The sequence below is a fragment of the Pseudomonas sp. YQ_5 genome (assembly GCF_043103305.1).
Classification (GTDB): domain Bacteria; phylum Pseudomonadota; class Gammaproteobacteria; order Pseudomonadales; family Pseudomonadaceae; genus Aquipseudomonas; species Aquipseudomonas putida_Y.
Window position 1 is genome coordinate 34,204 of record NZ_JBICJS010000037.1, and the last position, 15,356, is coordinate 49,559.

At 60.3% G+C, this 15,356-nt stretch carries 13 protein-coding genes; 3 read left to right on the plus strand and 10 right to left on the minus strand.

Annotation, left to right across the window (positions count from 1 at the left end; genetic code table 11):
- Window positions 1-187: 187 nt before the first annotated feature.
- Entirely contained in the window at window positions 188-886 is a 699-nt protein-coding gene (locus ACF8EA_RS06470) for an RHS repeat-associated core domain-containing protein (protein WP_080671096.1), read from the plus strand.
- 156 nt (window positions 887-1,042) lie between these two features.
- Window positions 1,043-1,972 (plus strand): RHS repeat-associated core domain-containing protein, encoded by a 930-nt coding sequence (locus tag ACF8EA_RS06475; RefSeq protein ID WP_080671095.1) that lies wholly within the window; start codon window positions 1,043-1,045, stop codon window positions 1,970-1,972.
- A gap of 224 nt (window positions 1,973-2,196) precedes the next feature.
- On the opposite strand, the gene fdhA is transcribed toward ACF8EA_RS06475, so the two are convergent.
- From fdhA to ACF8EA_RS06510, 7 genes are all read right to left on the minus strand, one after another.
- Entirely contained in the window at window positions 2,197-3,396 is a 1,200-nt protein-coding gene (fdhA, locus tag ACF8EA_RS06480) for a formaldehyde dehydrogenase, glutathione-independent (protein WP_011953256.1), read from the minus strand.
- A 305-nt stretch (window positions 3,397-3,701) separates the two neighbouring features.
- The gene (purU, locus tag ACF8EA_RS06485; RefSeq protein ID WP_003255675.1) at window positions 3,702-4,559 is read right to left on the minus strand and encodes a formyltetrahydrofolate deformylase; all 858 of its coding nucleotides are present in this window, start codon (window positions 4,557-4,559) and stop codon (window positions 3,702-3,704) included.
- A gap of 12 nt (window positions 4,560-4,571) precedes the next feature.
- Entirely contained in the window at window positions 4,572-5,204 is a 633-nt protein-coding gene (locus tag ACF8EA_RS06490) for a sarcosine oxidase subunit gamma (RefSeq protein WP_014589391.1), read from the minus strand.
- Between the two features lie 170 nt (window positions 5,205-5,374).
- Window positions 5,375-8,389 carry a sarcosine oxidase subunit alpha gene (locus ACF8EA_RS06495; protein WP_021782656.1) on the minus strand — a complete coding sequence of 1,005 codons (3,015 nt, stop codon included), beginning with the start codon at window positions 8,387-8,389 and terminating at the stop codon, window positions 5,375-5,377.
- Entirely contained in the window at window positions 8,386-8,721 is a 336-nt protein-coding gene (locus tag ACF8EA_RS06500) for a sarcosine oxidase subunit delta (protein ID WP_103443359.1), read from the minus strand. The genes ACF8EA_RS06495 and ACF8EA_RS06500 overlap by 4 nt, the downstream gene beginning before the upstream one ends.
- A 14-nt stretch (window positions 8,722-8,735) precedes the next feature.
- The gene (locus ACF8EA_RS06505; RefSeq protein ID WP_003255680.1) at window positions 8,736-9,986 is read right to left on the minus strand and encodes a sarcosine oxidase subunit beta family protein; all 1,251 of its coding nucleotides are present in this window, start codon (window positions 9,984-9,986) and stop codon (window positions 8,736-8,738) included.
- 15 nt (window positions 9,987-10,001) lie between these two features.
- Complete coding sequence (locus ACF8EA_RS06510; RefSeq protein WP_021782655.1) at window positions 10,002-11,255, minus strand: serine hydroxymethyltransferase; 1,254 nt, start codon at window positions 11,253-11,255, stop codon at window positions 10,002-10,004.
- Between the two features lie 338 nt (window positions 11,256-11,593).
- Here ACF8EA_RS06510 and ACF8EA_RS06515 point away from each other — a divergent pair, with 338 nt between their 5' ends.
- Window positions 11,594-12,634, plus strand: a complete 1,041-nt coding sequence (locus ACF8EA_RS06515) for a low specificity L-threonine aldolase (protein ID WP_014860938.1) — start codon at window positions 11,594-11,596, stop codon at window positions 12,632-12,634.
- A 34-nt stretch (window positions 12,635-12,668) separates the two neighbouring features.
- On the opposite strand, the gene mcpH is transcribed toward ACF8EA_RS06515, so the two are convergent.
- The 3 genes from mcpH to ACF8EA_RS06530 form a co-directional block, all read right to left on the minus strand.
- Window positions 12,669-14,606: a methyl-accepting chemotaxis protein McpH gene (gene mcpH, locus ACF8EA_RS06520; protein ID WP_392521325.1), complete on the minus strand. Its 1,938-nt coding sequence runs from the start codon at window positions 14,604-14,606 to the stop codon at window positions 12,669-12,671.
- A gap of 180 nt (window positions 14,607-14,786) precedes the next feature.
- The gene (locus ACF8EA_RS06525; RefSeq protein WP_003255684.1) at window positions 14,787-15,089 is read right to left on the minus strand and encodes a cell division protein ZapA; all 303 of its coding nucleotides are present in this window, start codon (window positions 15,087-15,089) and stop codon (window positions 14,787-14,789) included.
- Window positions 15,086-15,316 (minus strand): hypothetical protein, encoded by a 231-nt coding sequence (locus tag ACF8EA_RS06530; protein WP_003255686.1) that lies wholly within the window; start codon window positions 15,314-15,316, stop codon window positions 15,086-15,088. The genes ACF8EA_RS06525 and ACF8EA_RS06530 overlap by 4 nt, the downstream gene beginning before the upstream one ends.
- Window positions 15,317-15,356 lie beyond the last annotated feature (40 nt).

Genomic DNA, 15,356 nt, shown 5'->3' on the forward strand with positions numbered 1-15,356 from the left:
ATCGCAAGTGCCCTCTCTTTTCGAATGAATACGTTACTAGAACTAAGCAGTCGTAGGCGAGACGTCGCCACTGATGTCCCACGCCAGTTAAACGTTTCCTGTAACATGCCCATAATAAACGTTCATCGCCCTTACCACCCTAGCCCACTCAGGGAACGCGAGATTTCAGATCGACGAGGCCAACTCAATGAGAAGAATTAGAGCATTTACTTATTCCCCCTACGGCCAGTCTGCGACGTTAATATCGGGGCGACCATCGATCGGCTTCAACGGCGAGTTCTTTGACGCTGTGACCACCACCTATCCGCTAGGCAATGGACATCGCTTGTACAGCCCAAAGCTTATGCGATTCCTTTCACCAGACGAGTTAAGCCCATTCTCAGAGGGTGGTATCAACACATACATGTACTGTAACGGCGACCCCATAGGGAAAATTGATCCTTCAGGGCGAATTCCTATCCTCATTATCATCAAGCCACTTAATAGCCTATACAAAGGCATTAAGAATCGATTTTTTGGCCGCACACCAAAATCTAAACGCCCCCCACAACCCCCTCGAGGAACGCCAACTAAAAGCAAAAACATACAGGACGAAAACTCCAACAACAATCCGTTCATTCGTGCATACGAACAAAAGCAAGCCAGCAGTGACAGATGGTGGCTATACAATGAGCATTTATCTGACATTGAAAAAGCCAAAAACACTGACCTAACCAAAGTTCCCCAAGATGTACTTGATCGCGCGATTAATAACTTCAATCACAGACAAGCAGAGATCGATAGGCTCACCCGAGAGTATAATCTACCACCTTTCCGACGGCACGCTCCTCATTCTTCCCCAGACCTGTCGAGCAATGCCGTCGCCCCCATTCGAAGTAGGCCGTAGCATACCGCAAGCAGTTGCTACCCATCAAAATGGAGCGGGTGAGGCTGTGGAAGATTTTGGTCGCACTCATCGAGCCACACTATCCAAAGCGATCGCCCGAACTATACATTGACCTGAAACTTATAAGCAAAATACCCCAGAATGGATAATGTATAAATGAGAGAATATTTTTACCAAAATCGACAGCTACACACCCTAAAATCAGCTCTCGATATCCGTAGCATCTTTCGTGCTGCCGGCCTGTCACTTGCGGAGCATAGTGACAAGGCCGCTAACCTGCTAGAGACGGATAAGAGCGGAACCGTGATGGGAGCTTTGAGCTTATCCGACCAAAGCGTATACGCATATATGAGCTATGGACACTGCCTCAAGATACCTTCCGACCATTCGATGGTCGGTTTCGACGGCCAGTTAATCGACCCCGTCTTACGGGCCTATCTTTTGGGTAACGGATATCGTGCATTCTCTCCCATTTTTATGCGTTTCTCTTCTCCCGACTCACATAGCCCATTTGGAACTGGCGGCATTAATAGCTACTGTTATTGTCTAGACGACCCCATTAATAGAACCGATACCTCGGGACACGCCTCAACGAAATTTGCCATGCTACCAAGATCCATAAACAAGGCATGGCGCAAGGCTAGAGAAAACGGTTGGGAAAGTATATTAACTAACCCAAACATCATTTCAAAGATTCAACCCACCCTACCCAGCAAAGATGTTGTAAGCCTCGCGCACGCATCAAAAAAAATACACACCGCCGTCAGCATAGAATCTAACAAAATAGCCAACAGCAAAATCTCGATTGATAATGTACTACAAACTAGAGATATGCAATTCGAAGGCACACTACCGAGTTCAGTATCGACGCGACGAAATGATGTTATCCTGCACGCAATCAACCAAACTGAAACCTTGCAAGACAATTTTTTGAGATTGAATGAAGCGCCCACAGACTTGGGTACCGGACGTAGGCATGCAATCGTAGTCCGCCCTGGCCGGCGCAGGCCAACTTTGTCTAGCCATAGCAGCACCGACAGCATTTTTGATGAAAACGGGGATATTCGCGGCAACCCTAGAAACTAACTTAGCTATGTGCATTACTACAAACCATTTTCTGCAGTAAGGTAGCCCCTGCGACTATACAGAATGGATAGCAGCGCACCTCTTTCACCCATCGCACGTAACCTCACCCACCGGAACAACGGAACTTGCTCGGCTCTAGGTTGGAGCTTCGTGGGCTTTGAGATCAGTTATTCAGCCTTGAAAAAGCCCCTCAAATTGAGGGGCTCTTGTCAGGCAACTGCTTTTTACGCCGCGCCCCACATCTTGTGCGGGTCGATCACAAACTTCTTAGGCACACCCGCATCAAACTCGCCATACCCTTCCGGCGCCTGATCCAGGTTGATCACCTGCACACCCACCACTTCAGCAATGTTGATGCGGTCCCACATGATCGCCTGCATCAGCTGGCGGTTGTACTTCATGGTCGGGGTCTGGCCGGTGTGGAAGCTGTGCGATTTCGCCCAGCCCAGGCCGAAGCGGATGCTCAGTGCCCCGATCTTGGCAGCGGCATCGACCGCGCCCGGGTCCTCGGTCACGTACAGGCCCGGGATACCGATGTTGCCGGCCACGCGGGTCACTTGCATCAGCGAGTTCAGCACGGTGGCCGGGGCCTCGTGCTTGGCACCTTCATGGCCGTGGCCACGGGCCTCGAAGCCTACGGCGTCGACAGCGCAGTCCACTTCCGGCTCGCCGAGGATGTCGACGATCTGCTCGTGCAGCGGGGTGTCCTTGGACAGGTCGACCACTTCGAAGCCCTGCGACTTGGCGTGGGCCAGGCGGGCCGGGTTAAGGTCACCGACGATTACGCAGGCCGCGCCCAGCAAGCGCGCCGAGGCAGCGGCGGCCAGGCCGACCGGGCCAGCACCGGCAACGTAGACAGTGCTGCCTGGGCCTACGCCAGCAGTCACGGCACCGTGGTAGCCGGTGGGCAGGATGTCGGACAGGCAAGTCAGGTCACGGATCTTTTCCATGGCCTTGTCGCGCTCAGGCAGCTTCAGCAGGTTGAAGTCGGCGTATGGCACCAGCACGTATTCGGCCTGGCCACCGGTCCAGTCGCCCATGTCGACGTAGCCGTAAGCACCGCCGGCGCGCGCCGGGTTGACGGTGAGGCAGACACCGGTGTGCATCTCTTTGCAGGAGCGGCAGCGACCGCAGGCGACGTTGAACGGGACCGATACCAGGTCGCCGATCTGCATGCGCTCGACATCGCGGCCCTTCTCGACGATTTCACCGGTGATTTCGTGGCCCAGGACCAGGCCGACCTGGGCAGTGGTGCGGCCACGGACCATGTGCTGGTCAGAACCGCAGATGTTGGTGGAGACCACCTTCAGGATGACGCCGTGTTCGATTTTCTTGCCGCGCGGGTCCTGCATTTTCGGGTAGTCGATGTGTTGCACTTCGACCTTGCCGGCGCCGAGATATACCACTCCACGATTGCCAGACATTGCTTGTACCTCGCTTGATTATTATTTATGCAGCGTTGGTTGAAGCGCCGCCATCCGTGGGCGGCATGTACTACTGGAATGCAGGGAATTGTGGGCCGGATGGGGCCGGACGCACTGACTGGAAGCGACAGGGAGATGCCTTTTCGCGGCAGGGCTGTCGTCGGAGGATATGAGGGAGATACCGAGGCGCATAACTGCACTGGCCTCTTCGTGGACAAGCCCGCTCCCACAAGGACTGTGCTGGGCCCGAAGGCGGCGCAGTACCTGTGGGAGCGGGCTTGCCCGCGAAGAGGCCAGAACAGGTGTTAGAGAACCACAGTCCGGTTGGCGTTGAGGAACACCCGTCGCTCGATGTGATAACCCACCGCTCGCGCCAATGTCAGGCATTCGATATCCCGCCCTTTGGCAATCAGGTCTTCGGGATAGTGACTGTGATCCACCACCTCGACACCCTGGGCAATGATCGGCCCTTCATCCAGGTCGTTGTTGATGTAGTGCGCCGTGGCACCGACCATTTTCACACCCTTGTTGTAGGCCTGGTGATAAGGCTTGGCGCCTTTGAAGCCCGGCAACAGCGAGTGGTGAATATTGATCGCCCAACCATCCAGACGGCGGCAAAGCTCGGGCGACAGTACCTGCATGTAGCGGGCAAGAATAACCAGCTCAGCACCGGTCTCCTCGATCACCTGCAGCACCTTGCGCTCTTGCCCGGGCTTGTCCTTGGGGTCGAGTGCGAAGTGGTAATAAGGAATCTTGTGCCAATGCGCCAAGGGTTCGAGGTCCGGATGGTTCGACACCACGGCCACCACATCCATACCCAATTGGCCAATGCGCTGGCGATACAGCAGGTCATTCAGGCAATGGTCAGCCTTGGACACCATGATCACCACCTTGGGGCGGTGGTTGGGCGCGGTCAGCTCGAAGGCCATGCCGAACGCTTCGCTGCGCTCGGCGAGGCCGGCCCGGAAGCCCGCCTCGTCAAAATCGTCCGGCTGACGGAACTCGACGCGAATGAAGAAGCGCCCCGACTGCCGGTCATCGAAGGAGTGGTGCTCCGTCACGTAGCAGCGCTGCTCGAAGAGGTAACGCGTCACCACGTCGACGGTACCGAGCATGCTCGGGCAGTCGGCGGTGAGAATCCAGGTATCCGGTGCCCGACTCATGTTCTGGTCTCCTTAAGCTTCGATGCTCAAGCCGTATTCGGCAGAAGCGTCCTGCAGCCACAGCCACCAGTAGTCGGCAAAGCTGCGGCGAATCACCAGCTCCCAGGTGTCTTCTGCAGTGCGGCGGATCACCAGTTGCGACTTGGCGAACACGGTGCCCACAGCCTTGCCCACCGGGAAGTTGTTCGGGTGAACATCATAGCTGGTGGACTTCATCAGCACGTCGCGCACGTTCGGGCCACGCAGTTCCAGCAGGCTTTGCCCGCCACTGACATTGACGACCTGAATGTGCTGGCCTTCAAGGGCCGCGCGCAGCTTTTGCTCGACTGCCAGCTCCTGACCGCCGGGTACGATCAGCAACCACTCGTCGGGGCCGACCCATTGCAGCGACATATCCTTGTTGGCGACCACGGTCAGCGCCACTGGCAGCTCCAGGCCAAGGGCCTTGTGCACGCCGGCGGCGAATTCCGGGTTGTGGCCATCACCGCGCAGGGTGAGGTGGCCGAGGAACTTGCGTTCACGCAGGGTCACGCCTGCGTTCTTGCGGCCTTTGCCTACCAGGCTGGCCAGGTCGGCATGGTGCAGTGGCGACTGGGCTTTGGCCTCGGCGCCGGGGTTTTGCTGGAAGACGTTGATAGCGCTCATTTCTTACCTGCCTTGAATTCTGGATTCGACCACGATGCCTGCGGGAGACGGCCATCCTGTGGGAGCGGGCATGCCCGCGAATGCGATGTTGAATTCACCGCCCTCTTCGCGGGTACGCCCGCTCCCACAGAGACCTCATTCCACGCCTGACACCGGTTGGACCGGGGGCCTTAGACGTTCTGCCGCTCACCCTTCGGATCGAAGAACACCGAAGACACGATTTCCGCCTCGATCACGCTGCCATCCGCCTGCGGCGAGTAGACACGCTCGCCCATGCGCTTGAGGCCGCCTTTGACCACACCCATGGCGAACGAGTAGCCCAGGGAGTTGGACGCGTAGCTGGAGGTGACGTGGCCGACCATGTCCATCGGGATTGGCTGTTTCGGGTCGAACACCAGTTGGGCGCCTTCCGGCAGCCACTTGGTCGGGTCGACCGGCTTCAGGCCCACCAGCTGCTTGCGGTTCTCACGTACGCAGTCTTCGCGGTTCATGCCACGCAGGCCGATCCACGAGAACGGCTTGTTGCGGCCAACGCACCAGCTCATGTTCAGGTCGTCCGGGTTCATCGAACCATCGGTGTCCTGGCCAACGATGATGAAGCCCTTCTCTGCACGCAGTACGTGCATGGTCTCAGTGCCGTACGGGGTCAGGTTGTACTTCTTGCCGGCCTCGATGATCTGTTCCAGCACGCCCATCGCGTAGTTGGCCTGCACGTTCACTTCGTACGACAGCTCGCCGGTGAACGAGATACGGAACACACGGGCCGGCACGCCACCGACGTTGCCTTCCTTCCAGGTCATGAACGGGAAGGCTTCCTTGTCCATGTCGATGTCGGTCAGCTCGCTCAGCAGCTTGCGGCTGTTAGGGCCGGACAGGGTCATGGTGGCCCAGTGGTCAGTGACCGAAGTGAAATACACCTTCAGCTCTGGCCATTCGGTCTGGTGATACAGCTCCATCCACTGCAGCACGCGGGCAGCGCCGCCGGTGGTGGTGGTCATGATGAAGTGGTTGTCGCCGACGCAGGCGGTTACGCCGTCGTCGAAGACCATGCCGTCTTCCTTGCACATCAGGCCGTAGCGGGCCTTGCCCACGTCGAGCTTGGTCCAGGCGTTGGTGTAGATGCGGTTGAGGAACTCGCGCGCGTCCGGGCCCTGGATGTCGATCTTGCCCAGGGTCGAGGCGTCCAGCAGGCCCACGCTGTCGCGCACGGCCTTGCATTCGCGAGTCACGGCAGCATGGATGTCTTCACCGGCTTTCGGGAAGTACCACGGGCGCTTCCACTGGCCGACGTCTTCGAACTCGGCGCCGTTCTTCACGTGCCAGGCATGCAGGGCAGTGAAGCGCACGGGCTCGAACAGGTGACCACAGTGACGGCCCGCTACCGCGCCGAAAGTGACCGGCGTGTAGTTGGGGCGGAACATGGTGGTACCCATTTCCGGGATGGTGATGCCGATCGAACGGGCGGCGATGGCCAGGCCGTTGATGTTGCCCAGTTTGCCCTGGTCGGTACCGAAGCCCAGCGCGGTGTAGCGCTTGACGTGCTCGACCGACTCGAAGCCTTCACGGGTGGCCAGTTCGATACCGGCTGCGGTCACGTCGTTCTGCTGGTCGACGAACTGCTTCGGCCCCTTGGTGCCTTTGTCGTGCGGCACCAGGAACAGTGCCACAGTGGCCTCTTCCTTGCGCGCCACGGTTTTTGGCAGGGTGCCGACAGTGGCCTTGAAACCGGCCTCGGTGGCTGCGCGGACGCCGCCTTCGAAGCCATCGGCAATCACATCGCCCAAGGCATACACGCCGTTGATACCACCGACGCACTCACGCTTCTGCGGCGCATCGCCCGGCACGAAGCCAAGGATATCGTCACGCCATACCGGGCGACCGCCCAGGTGCGAAGCCAGGTGCACGATCGGGCTGTAACCGCCCGAGGACGCGATCAGGTCGCACTCGAGGACTTCGCCTGGGCTGGTGACTTTGTGCGCCTGCACATCGATCGCCGCCACACGGGCACCAGTGACGTGCTTGCTGCCTTTGGCCTCGACCACGGCGCTGGAGGTGAGGATGCGAATGCCTTTGGCACGCGCTTCTTCAACCAGCGAACCACGTGGGTTATGGCGGGCGTCGGCAATGGCGACCACTTGCAGGCCTGCGTCGTGCCAGTCCAGCGCGGCGCGATAGGCGTGGTCGTTGTTGGTCGACAGTACCAGCTTGCGACCCGGGGCCACGCCATAGCGGCGAACATAGGTGGAAACAGCACCGGCCAGCATGTTGCCCGGCACGTCGTTGTTGCCGTACACCAGCGGGCGCTCGTGGGCGCCGGCAGCCAGTACCACACGCTTGGCGCGAACGCGGTGCACGCGGTGGCGAACCTGGCCGATCGGGGCGCGATCGCCGAGGTGGTCGGTGAGGCGCTCGTGAATGGTCAGGAAGTTATGATCGTGGTAACCATTGACCGTGGCACGTGGCAGCAGGGTCACTTCCGGCAGGCTTTCCAGCTCTTTGACCACTGCGTTGACCCAGTCGGCGGCAGGCTTGCCGTCGAGGGTTTCGCGGGTGTCGAGCAGGCTGCCGCCGAACTCTTCCTGCTCGTCAGCCAGGATCACGCGGGCACCGCTGCGCGCAGCGGCCAATGCCGCAGCCAGGCCAGCAGGGCCGGCGCCGACGATCAGCACGTCGCAGTGCCGGTTCATGTAGTCGTAGCTGTCAGGATCGTTCTGCAGCGGTGCACGGCCCAGGCCGGCGGCTTTACGGATGTACTTCTCGTAAGTCATCCAGAACGATTTGGGGTACATGAAGGTTTTGTAGTAGAAGCCCGGCGGCATCATGCTGCCGCCAACCTTGCCGAGGATGCCCATGACGTCGTTGTTGACGTTCGGCCAGCCGTTGGTGCTGGTGGCGACAAGACCTGCGTACAGCGCCTGCTGGGTGGCACGCACGTTGGGGATCTGGGTAGCTTCGCTGGAGCCGATCTGCAGGATGGCGTTCGGCTCTTCGGTACCGGCGGCGATGATGCCGCGCGGGCGCGAGTACTTGAAGCTACGGCCGACGATGTCGACGCCGTTGGCCAGCAACGCGGCGGCCAGGCTGTCACCGGCATAACCCTGGTAGGTCTTGCCGTTGAAGGTGAAGTTCAGGACCTTGCTGCGGTCGATACGGCCGCCGCTGGCGAGGCGATAGGTCTGGCTCATACTTTTTCCCCTTGGCCTTTGACGGTCGACGCTGCGCCGGTGGCTTTGCCGTTGGCGGTCACTTGCGGCTTCTCGCCAATCTTGTAGGTTTCCAGAATTTCGTAGGTCACGGTGTCACGGGTGACGTTGAAGTACTGGCGGCAGCCGGCAACGTGGTCCCACAGTTCATGGTGAATACCGCGTGGGTTGTCACGGTAGAACATGTAGGTACCCCACTCCTCGTCGGAGCAGGCGTTAGGGTCCAGCGGGCGGGCGATGTGCGCCTGGCCAGAGGCGTGGAACTCTTCTTCGGAGCGCAGCTCGCCGCAGTGGGGACAGAAAATATGCAACATGACGGTGTCTCCGGTTAGTGGGCGACGGCGGCAGCGCCGTGTTCGTCGATCAGTGCGCCGTTATAGAAACGGTCCATGGAGAACGGCGCGGCCAGTGGGTGCATTTCGCCCTTGGCCAGGCTCGCGGCGAAGACGTTGCCCGAACCGGGGGTCGCCTTGAAGCCGCCAGTACCCCAACCGCAGTTGAAGAACATGTTCTTGACCGGGGTTTTGGTGATGATCGGGCAAGCGTCCGGCGAGGTGTCTACGATGCCGCCCCACTGGCGGTTCATGCGAACACGCGAAAGGTTGGGGAACATCTCGACGATGGCCTGCAGGGTGTGCTCGATCACCGGGTACGAACCGCGTTGGCCGTAGCCGACCCAGCCGTCAATACCGGCACCGATCACCAGGTCGCCTTTGTCGGACTGGCTGATGTAGCCGTGTACGGCGTTGGACATGATTACGCTGTCGATGATCGGCTTGATCGGCTCGGATACCAGCGCTTGCAGCGGGTGCGATTCCAGCGGCAGGCGGAAGCCGGCCAGCTTGGCCATGTGCCCGGAGTTACCGGCGGTGACCACGCCGACGCGCTTGGCGCCGATGAAGCCTTTGTTGGTTTCCACACCGATGACCGCGCCGTTTTCCTTGCGGAAGCCGATCACTTCGGTTTGCTGGATCAGGTCGACACCCAAGGCGTCGGCAGCGCGGGCGAAGCCCCAGGCCACGGCATCGTGACGGGCAACGCCGCCACGGCGCTGTACGGTGGCGCCGAGGATCGGGTAGCGGGTGTTCTTGGAGCAGTCCAGGTACGGGATTTCGGCCGCAACCTGGGCAGTATTCAGCAGCTCGCCATCCACGCCGTTGAGGCGGTTGGCGCTGACCCGACGCTCGGAGTCACGCATGTCCTGCAGGGTGTGACACAGGTTGTAAACACCGCGCTGGGAGAACATCACGTTGTAGTTGAGGTCCTGGGACAGGCCCTCCCACAGCTTCATGGCGTGCTCGTACAGGTGCGCCGACTCGTCCCACAGGTAGTTGGAACGCACGATGGTGGTGTTACGGGCGGTGTTGCCGCCGCCCAGGTAGCCCTTCTCGATCACGGCAACGTTGGTGATGCCGTGCTCTTTGGCCAGGTAGTAGGCCGTGGCCAGGCCATGGCCGCCACCACCGACAATAACCACGTCGTAAACCTTTTTAGGGGTTGGCGTGCGCCACATCCGCTGCCAGTTTTCGTGGTGGCTGAGGGAGTGCTTGAAAAGGCCGAAGCCCGAGTAACGTTGCATGGTGTGTGACTCCACTCAGCGGTAGACAGGGAAATCTGCGCACAGGGCCGCGACGTTCTTCGCCACATCGGCTTCGACGTCTGCGTCACCGAGGTTGTCGAGGATGTCGCAAATCCAGCCAGCCAATGCCACACACTGAGCGACCTTGAAGCCGCGGGTGGTGACGGCCGGGGTGCCGATACGCAGACCCGAAGTGACGAACGGCGACTGCGGGTCGTTCGGCACGGCGTTCTTGTTGACGGTGATATGCGCACGACCCAGGGCGGCGTCGGCGTCTTTGCCAGTCAGGCCCTGACGGATCAGGCTGACCAGGAACAGGTGGTTGTCGGTACCACCGGAAACCACATCGTAGCCACGGTCGATGAACACCTTGGCCATGGCCTGGGCGTTTTCGATCACTTGCTGCTGGTAGGCCTTGAATTCAGGCTCCAGCGCTTCCTTGAAGCACACCGCCTTGGCAGCGATCACGTGCATCAGCGGGCCACCCTGGGCGCCCGGGAATACAGCGGCGTTCAGCTTTTTCTCGATCTCTTCGTTCGACTTGGCCAGGATCAGGCCGCCACGTGGACCGCGCAGGGTCTTGTGGGTAGTGGTGGTGACCACGTCGGCGAACGGGATCGGGTTCGGGTACAGGCCAGCGGCGACCAGGCCGGCAACGTGGGCCATGTCGACGAACAGCAGTGCGCCCACTTTGTCGGCGATGGCGCGGAAGCGTGGGAAGTCGAGGGTCTTGGAGTAGGCCGAGAAACCGGCAACGATCATTTTCGGCTTGTGCTCGACCGCCAGGCGCTCGACTTCATCATAGTCGATCAGGCCGGTGTTGGTGTCGATGCCGTACTGGACAGCGTTGTACAGTTTGCCCGAGGAGGACACTTTGGCGCCGTGGGTCAGGTGACCACCGTGGGCCAGGCTCATGCCCAGGATGGTGTCACCGGCTTGCAGCAGGGCCAGGTAGACCGCGCCGTTGGCCGACGAGCCGGAGTGCGGCTGGACGTTTGCGTAGTCGGCACCGAACAGCTGCTTGGCGCGCTCGATAGCCAGGGCTTCTACCTTGTCTACGTGCTCGCAGCCACCGTAGTAACGCTTGCCCGGGTAGCCTTCGGCGTACTTGTTGGTCAGGCCGCTGCCTTGGGCCTGCATGACGCGCTTGCTGGTGTAGTTCTCCGAGGCGATCAGCTCGATGTGATCTTCCTGGCGCTGTTCTTCGGCATTCATCGCCGCCAGCAGTGCATCGTCGTAACCCTGGATCTGGTCTTGCTTGCTGAACATTGTGTATCTCCCGGCAGCGATCATTTTTTGTCGTGGGGCACTGTGGCCCTTTGTGGCGATGTTATGACTGGCGGGGTCGGGTCAGATGCCTGCGCACGCCTTGCAATGGCGCGTTTACGACATTCGCTGTTGTGCTGTTTGTGCTGGCCCTTTCGCGGGTGAACCCGCTCCCACAGGTACGGTCGCGCTCTGAAGGCTTGCGGCGCCCTGTGGGAGCGGGTTCACCCGCGAAAGGGCCAGCCCGGACAACACAGAAATCAGCCGATGCACGGGTTGTATAGGCAAGTGCTGAATCGATGGTTTAGAGTGCTGTTCTGCGTCGTTCACAGGACCGTGCCATGACAGACAAGAGCCAACAATTCGCCAGCGACAACTATTCCGGTATTTGCCCCGAAGCCTGGGCGGCGATGGAAAAAGCCAACCGCGGCCACGACCGCGCCTACGGTGACGACCAGTGGACCGAGCGCGCATCGGAGTACTTCCGCAAACTGTTCGAAACCGACTGCGAAGTGTTCTTCGCCTTCAACGGCACCGCCGCCAATTCCCTGGCCCTGGCGTCGCTGTGCCAGAGCTATCACAGCGTGATCTGCTCCGAAACCGCCCACGTCGAAACCGACGAATGCGGTGCGCCGGAGTTTTTCTCCAACGGCTCCAAGCTGCTGACAGCGGCCAGCGTCAACGGCAAGCTAACGCCACAGTCTATTCGTGAAGTGGCGCTCAAACGCCAGGATATCCATTACCCCAAGCCGCGCGTGGTGACCATTACCCAGGCCACGGAAGTGGGCACGGTGTACCGCCCCGACGAGCTGAAGGCGATCAGCGCCACCTGCAAGGAGCTGGGCCTGAACCTGCACATGGACGGCGCACGCTTTACCAACGCCTGTGCTTTCCTGGGCTGCAGCCCGGCCGAACTGACCTGGAAGGCCGGTGTGGATGTGCTGTGCTTTGGCGGCACCAAGAACGGCATGGCGGTGGGCGAGGCGATTCTGTTCTTCAACCGCCAGTTGGCCGAAGACTTCGATTATCGCTGCAAGCAAGCCGGGCAACTGGCGTCGAAAATGCGCTTCTTGTCGGCGCCATGGGTCGGGCTGCTGGAAGATGGCGCCTGGTTACGCCATGGCAACCACGCCAATCATTGCGCGCAACTGCTGGCATCGTTGGTCAGTGACCTGCCGGGGGTAGAGCTGATGTTCCCGGTGGAGGCGAACGGGGTGTTCCTGCAGATGCCGGAGCACGCCATCGAGGCGCTGCGGGGCAAGGGCTGGCGCTTCTATACCTTTATCGGCAGCGGTGGCGCGCGCTTCATGTGCTCGTGGGATACTGAAGAAGCGCGAGTGCGTGAGCTGGCGGCGGATATTCGCGCGATCATTGGTGGCTGAGCGAGAGCCGGGGCCGCCTTGCGGCCCCCGCGATCTAAAGCCTGAACCCACCCATCTGCCGCGCCAGGTCATCAGCCAACCCACGCAACGCCTGGCACTCCTCGCGGCACCCTTGCACCTCCGCCGCCGTTTCACGCGCCAAATCGGAGATCCCCTGCACAGTACGGTTGATTTCTTCGGTCACCGCCGACTGCTCCTCGGTAGCCGTGGCCACCTGGTGGTTCATGTCACTGATGTGCTCTACCTGGTCGGTAATCGCGCTCAGCGATGCCCCGGTGCGCTGGCTCGATTCCACGCCGCTGCCGGTAGCCTGCTGCCCTGCCTGCATTGAACTCACCGCCGAACCTGCCCCCTGCTTCAGGCGCTGGATCATCTGCTGCACTTCATCGGTGGACAGCTGTGTGCGCCGGGCCAGCGTACGTACTTCATCGGCCACAACTGCGAACCCGCGCCCCATCTCCCCTGCCCGCGCGGCCTCGATGGCAGCGTTCAGCGCGAGCAGGTTGGTCTGTTCGGAAATGCTGCGGATTACCGCGAGCACTTCATCGACCGAGGCGACTTCGTCAGCCAGTTGGCTGACCGCATCGGCCGCCTTGCCGATGTCACCCGACATGCCCTCGATGCCACGAATGGATCGTTGCACCACCTCGCGCGCCTGCAACGCCTCGTCTCGTGCCGACTGCGACGCCTGGGCCGCATCGCCGGCATTACGGGCGATGTCCTGCACGGTCAGGCCCATCTCGTGTACAGCAGTGGCGACCATTTCGGTCATCTCTTGCTGGCGCCCGGAGCGCTCGGCAGTGTTGTCCACCACCTGGGTTACCTGCTCCACGGCCCGCCGCAGCCGCTCGGAGGTACTCAACACCTCGCCGATCAGGCTGCGCTGGCTGTCCAGAAAGCGGTTGAAACCACGGGCCAGGTCACCCAGCTCATCCTGGCGCGAATCGTCCAGACGGTGGCTGAGATCCCCCGCTCCACCGCCAATCTGAACCAATGCAGCGGTAACGCGGCGGATCGGCCGCACCAGGCCTCGCGCCAGCAGTACCACCAACAGCAGTGACACCAACGCTACGGCGCCACCGATCAGGCTGGTCAGCCAGACGGCCTGATGCATTTGCGCGTAAATTTCCGACTCTGGCACTTCGGCCACAAGGGTCCAGTTGAGGTCGCGCAAGGGCAAGCCCAGCGCCAGGTAGCGCTCACCGTCACGGCTGAAGCGGCTGCTACGCAGGCTCGCGCCTCCGGTCATGACACCTTTGGCTGCGTCCGCGCCTAGCTGCTCGGCAAGCTGGCGCTTGCCACTGAAGGCACCATCGGGATGCACCTGGATCAAACCATCGTTGCGCACCAGAAACACTTTGCCGTGCTCGCCAAAGCTGAAATCGTGGATCAGCTTCGACAACTCGGTCATGCGCAGGCCCATGCCGGCCACACCCACCAGCTTGCCTTCCTTTTCCACACGATAATCGATGAACAGTGCCAGCTCGCCGGTGGCACCATCGATGTCGATGTTGATGAACCGCTCGGCGCCGCTGTCGATGTAACCGTAAAACCAATTGTCCTTGGGGTTGCTGCGGCTGAGGGTACGGTCCAGACCCTTCTCGCTGTAGTAGTGGCCGGTTTCGGTCGAGGCGAACAGCGCAGTAAAAGCGTGGTTGCGCTGTTTGGCGGCGGCCAGGTATTCGATGAATTGGGGTGCCTGCGCGGGATCTTCACCGGCAGCAAGCCAGTCGCGCAGCAGAGTGTTACCGGCAATGTCCGCGGCAGCGACCAACGGTTGCCCCAGCATGCGCTCGATGTCGTTGCGGATGGCCTCGACGCTGGCGGGCAGGGCTGTGTCGACCAGGTAGCGGTCGGTGAGACGGTTGAGCGCCACGGTGAAGATAATGACCACCACCAGGATGCTCGCCAGCAAGGCAGCGCCCATGCTGGTGATCAATTGCAACTGGATGCTCTTACGCCAGATACGCATGCCCCTACTCCCCGCAGATTATTGTTCTGCGGAAAGTGTATACACTTGCGTATCCAGTTAATCCAGTGATCTGAAGCAATCAGATGCACCCCGCAGGAGCGGATTTACCCGCGAACGCGATGTTGAAGCCACTGACGCATTCGCGGGTAAACCCGCTCCTAGAGGGGAAAGTGTGCGGTCTTATTGCTCTGCAATGGTCCGCACGATGGCATCCACCGTGGCGTCGATTTGCGCTTGAGTACGCGCAAGGGTCTGCTGATGCTCTTTCTGCAGTTCAACCTGTTTGGAGCACAGGTTAAGGGCAGCCAGCACCAGCAGTTTGTCACCGATCAAGGTCGGGTACTGACGCTTGGTCTCGTTAAGGGCTTTGTTGAGCATCCGTACCGCCTGGGCCAGGGTTTCTTCCTGGCCTTCGGGCGCCTTGATCGAATAGTCGATGCCGAGAATCGACACGACATTGATCGGCTGCTCCTGCAGTCTCATGCGCCAACAACGCCCGCGCTGGCACGCTCGACCAGGGCCTGAATGCGTGCTGCGGTAGCGCCGTTCTTCTCTTCCTGCTCCATCAGCGACAGTTGCAGGGTTTCGTTCTCTTCCTTGGCCTGGGCCAGTTCCTGGCCAAGGGCGGTGTTCTGCTCGATGAGTTGAGCGTTTTTCTGCATCAGGTCGCTGACCAGTTGCTCGATTTGATTCAGGGAAGCTTCCAGCATGGGTCTATCTCAGGTTGTTGCGAGGGGCACACACGATAAA

Coding starts and splice junctions, on each gene's coding strand:
- ACF8EA_RS06510 (WP_021782655.1), bottom strand. CDS start 11,255: ATGTTCAGCAAGCAAGACCAGATCCAGGGTTACGACGATGCACTGCTG.
- purU (WP_003255675.1), bottom strand. CDS start 4,559: ATGAGTCGGGCACCGGATACCTGGATTCTCACCGCCGACTGCCCGAGC.
- ACF8EA_RS06470 (WP_080671096.1), top strand. CDS start 188: ATGAGAAGAATTAGAGCATTTACTTATTCCCCCTACGGCCAGTCTGCG.
- ACF8EA_RS06515 (WP_014860938.1), top strand. CDS start 11,594: ATGACAGACAAGAGCCAACAATTCGCCAGCGACAACTATTCCGGTATT.
- ACF8EA_RS06500 (WP_103443359.1), bottom strand. CDS start 8,721: ATGTTGCATATTTTCTGTCCCCACTGCGGCGAGCTGCGCTCCGAAGAA.
- fdhA (WP_011953256.1), bottom strand. CDS start 3,396: ATGTCTGGCAATCGTGGAGTGGTATATCTCGGCGCCGGCAAGGTCGAA.
- ACF8EA_RS06530 (WP_003255686.1), bottom strand. CDS start 15,316: ATGCTGGAAGCTTCCCTGAATCAAATCGAGCAACTGGTCAGCGACCTG.
- ACF8EA_RS06505 (WP_003255680.1), bottom strand. CDS start 9,986: ATGCAACGTTACTCGGGCTTCGGCCTTTTCAAGCACTCCCTCAGCCAC.
- ACF8EA_RS06490 (WP_014589391.1), bottom strand. CDS start 5,204: ATGAGCGCTATCAACGTCTTCCAGCAAAACCCCGGCGCCGAGGCCAAA.
- ACF8EA_RS06495 (WP_021782656.1), bottom strand. CDS start 8,389: ATGAGCCAGACCTATCGCCTCGCCAGCGGCGGCCGTATCGACCGCAGC.
- ACF8EA_RS06525 (WP_003255684.1), bottom strand. CDS start 15,089: ATGAGACTGCAGGAGCAGCCGATCAATGTCGTGTCGATTCTCGGCATC.
- ACF8EA_RS06475 (WP_080671095.1), top strand. CDS start 1,043: ATGAGAGAATATTTTTACCAAAATCGACAGCTACACACCCTAAAATCA.
- mcpH (WP_392521325.1), bottom strand. CDS start 14,606: ATGCGTATCTGGCGTAAGAGCATCCAGTTGCAATTGATCACCAGCATG.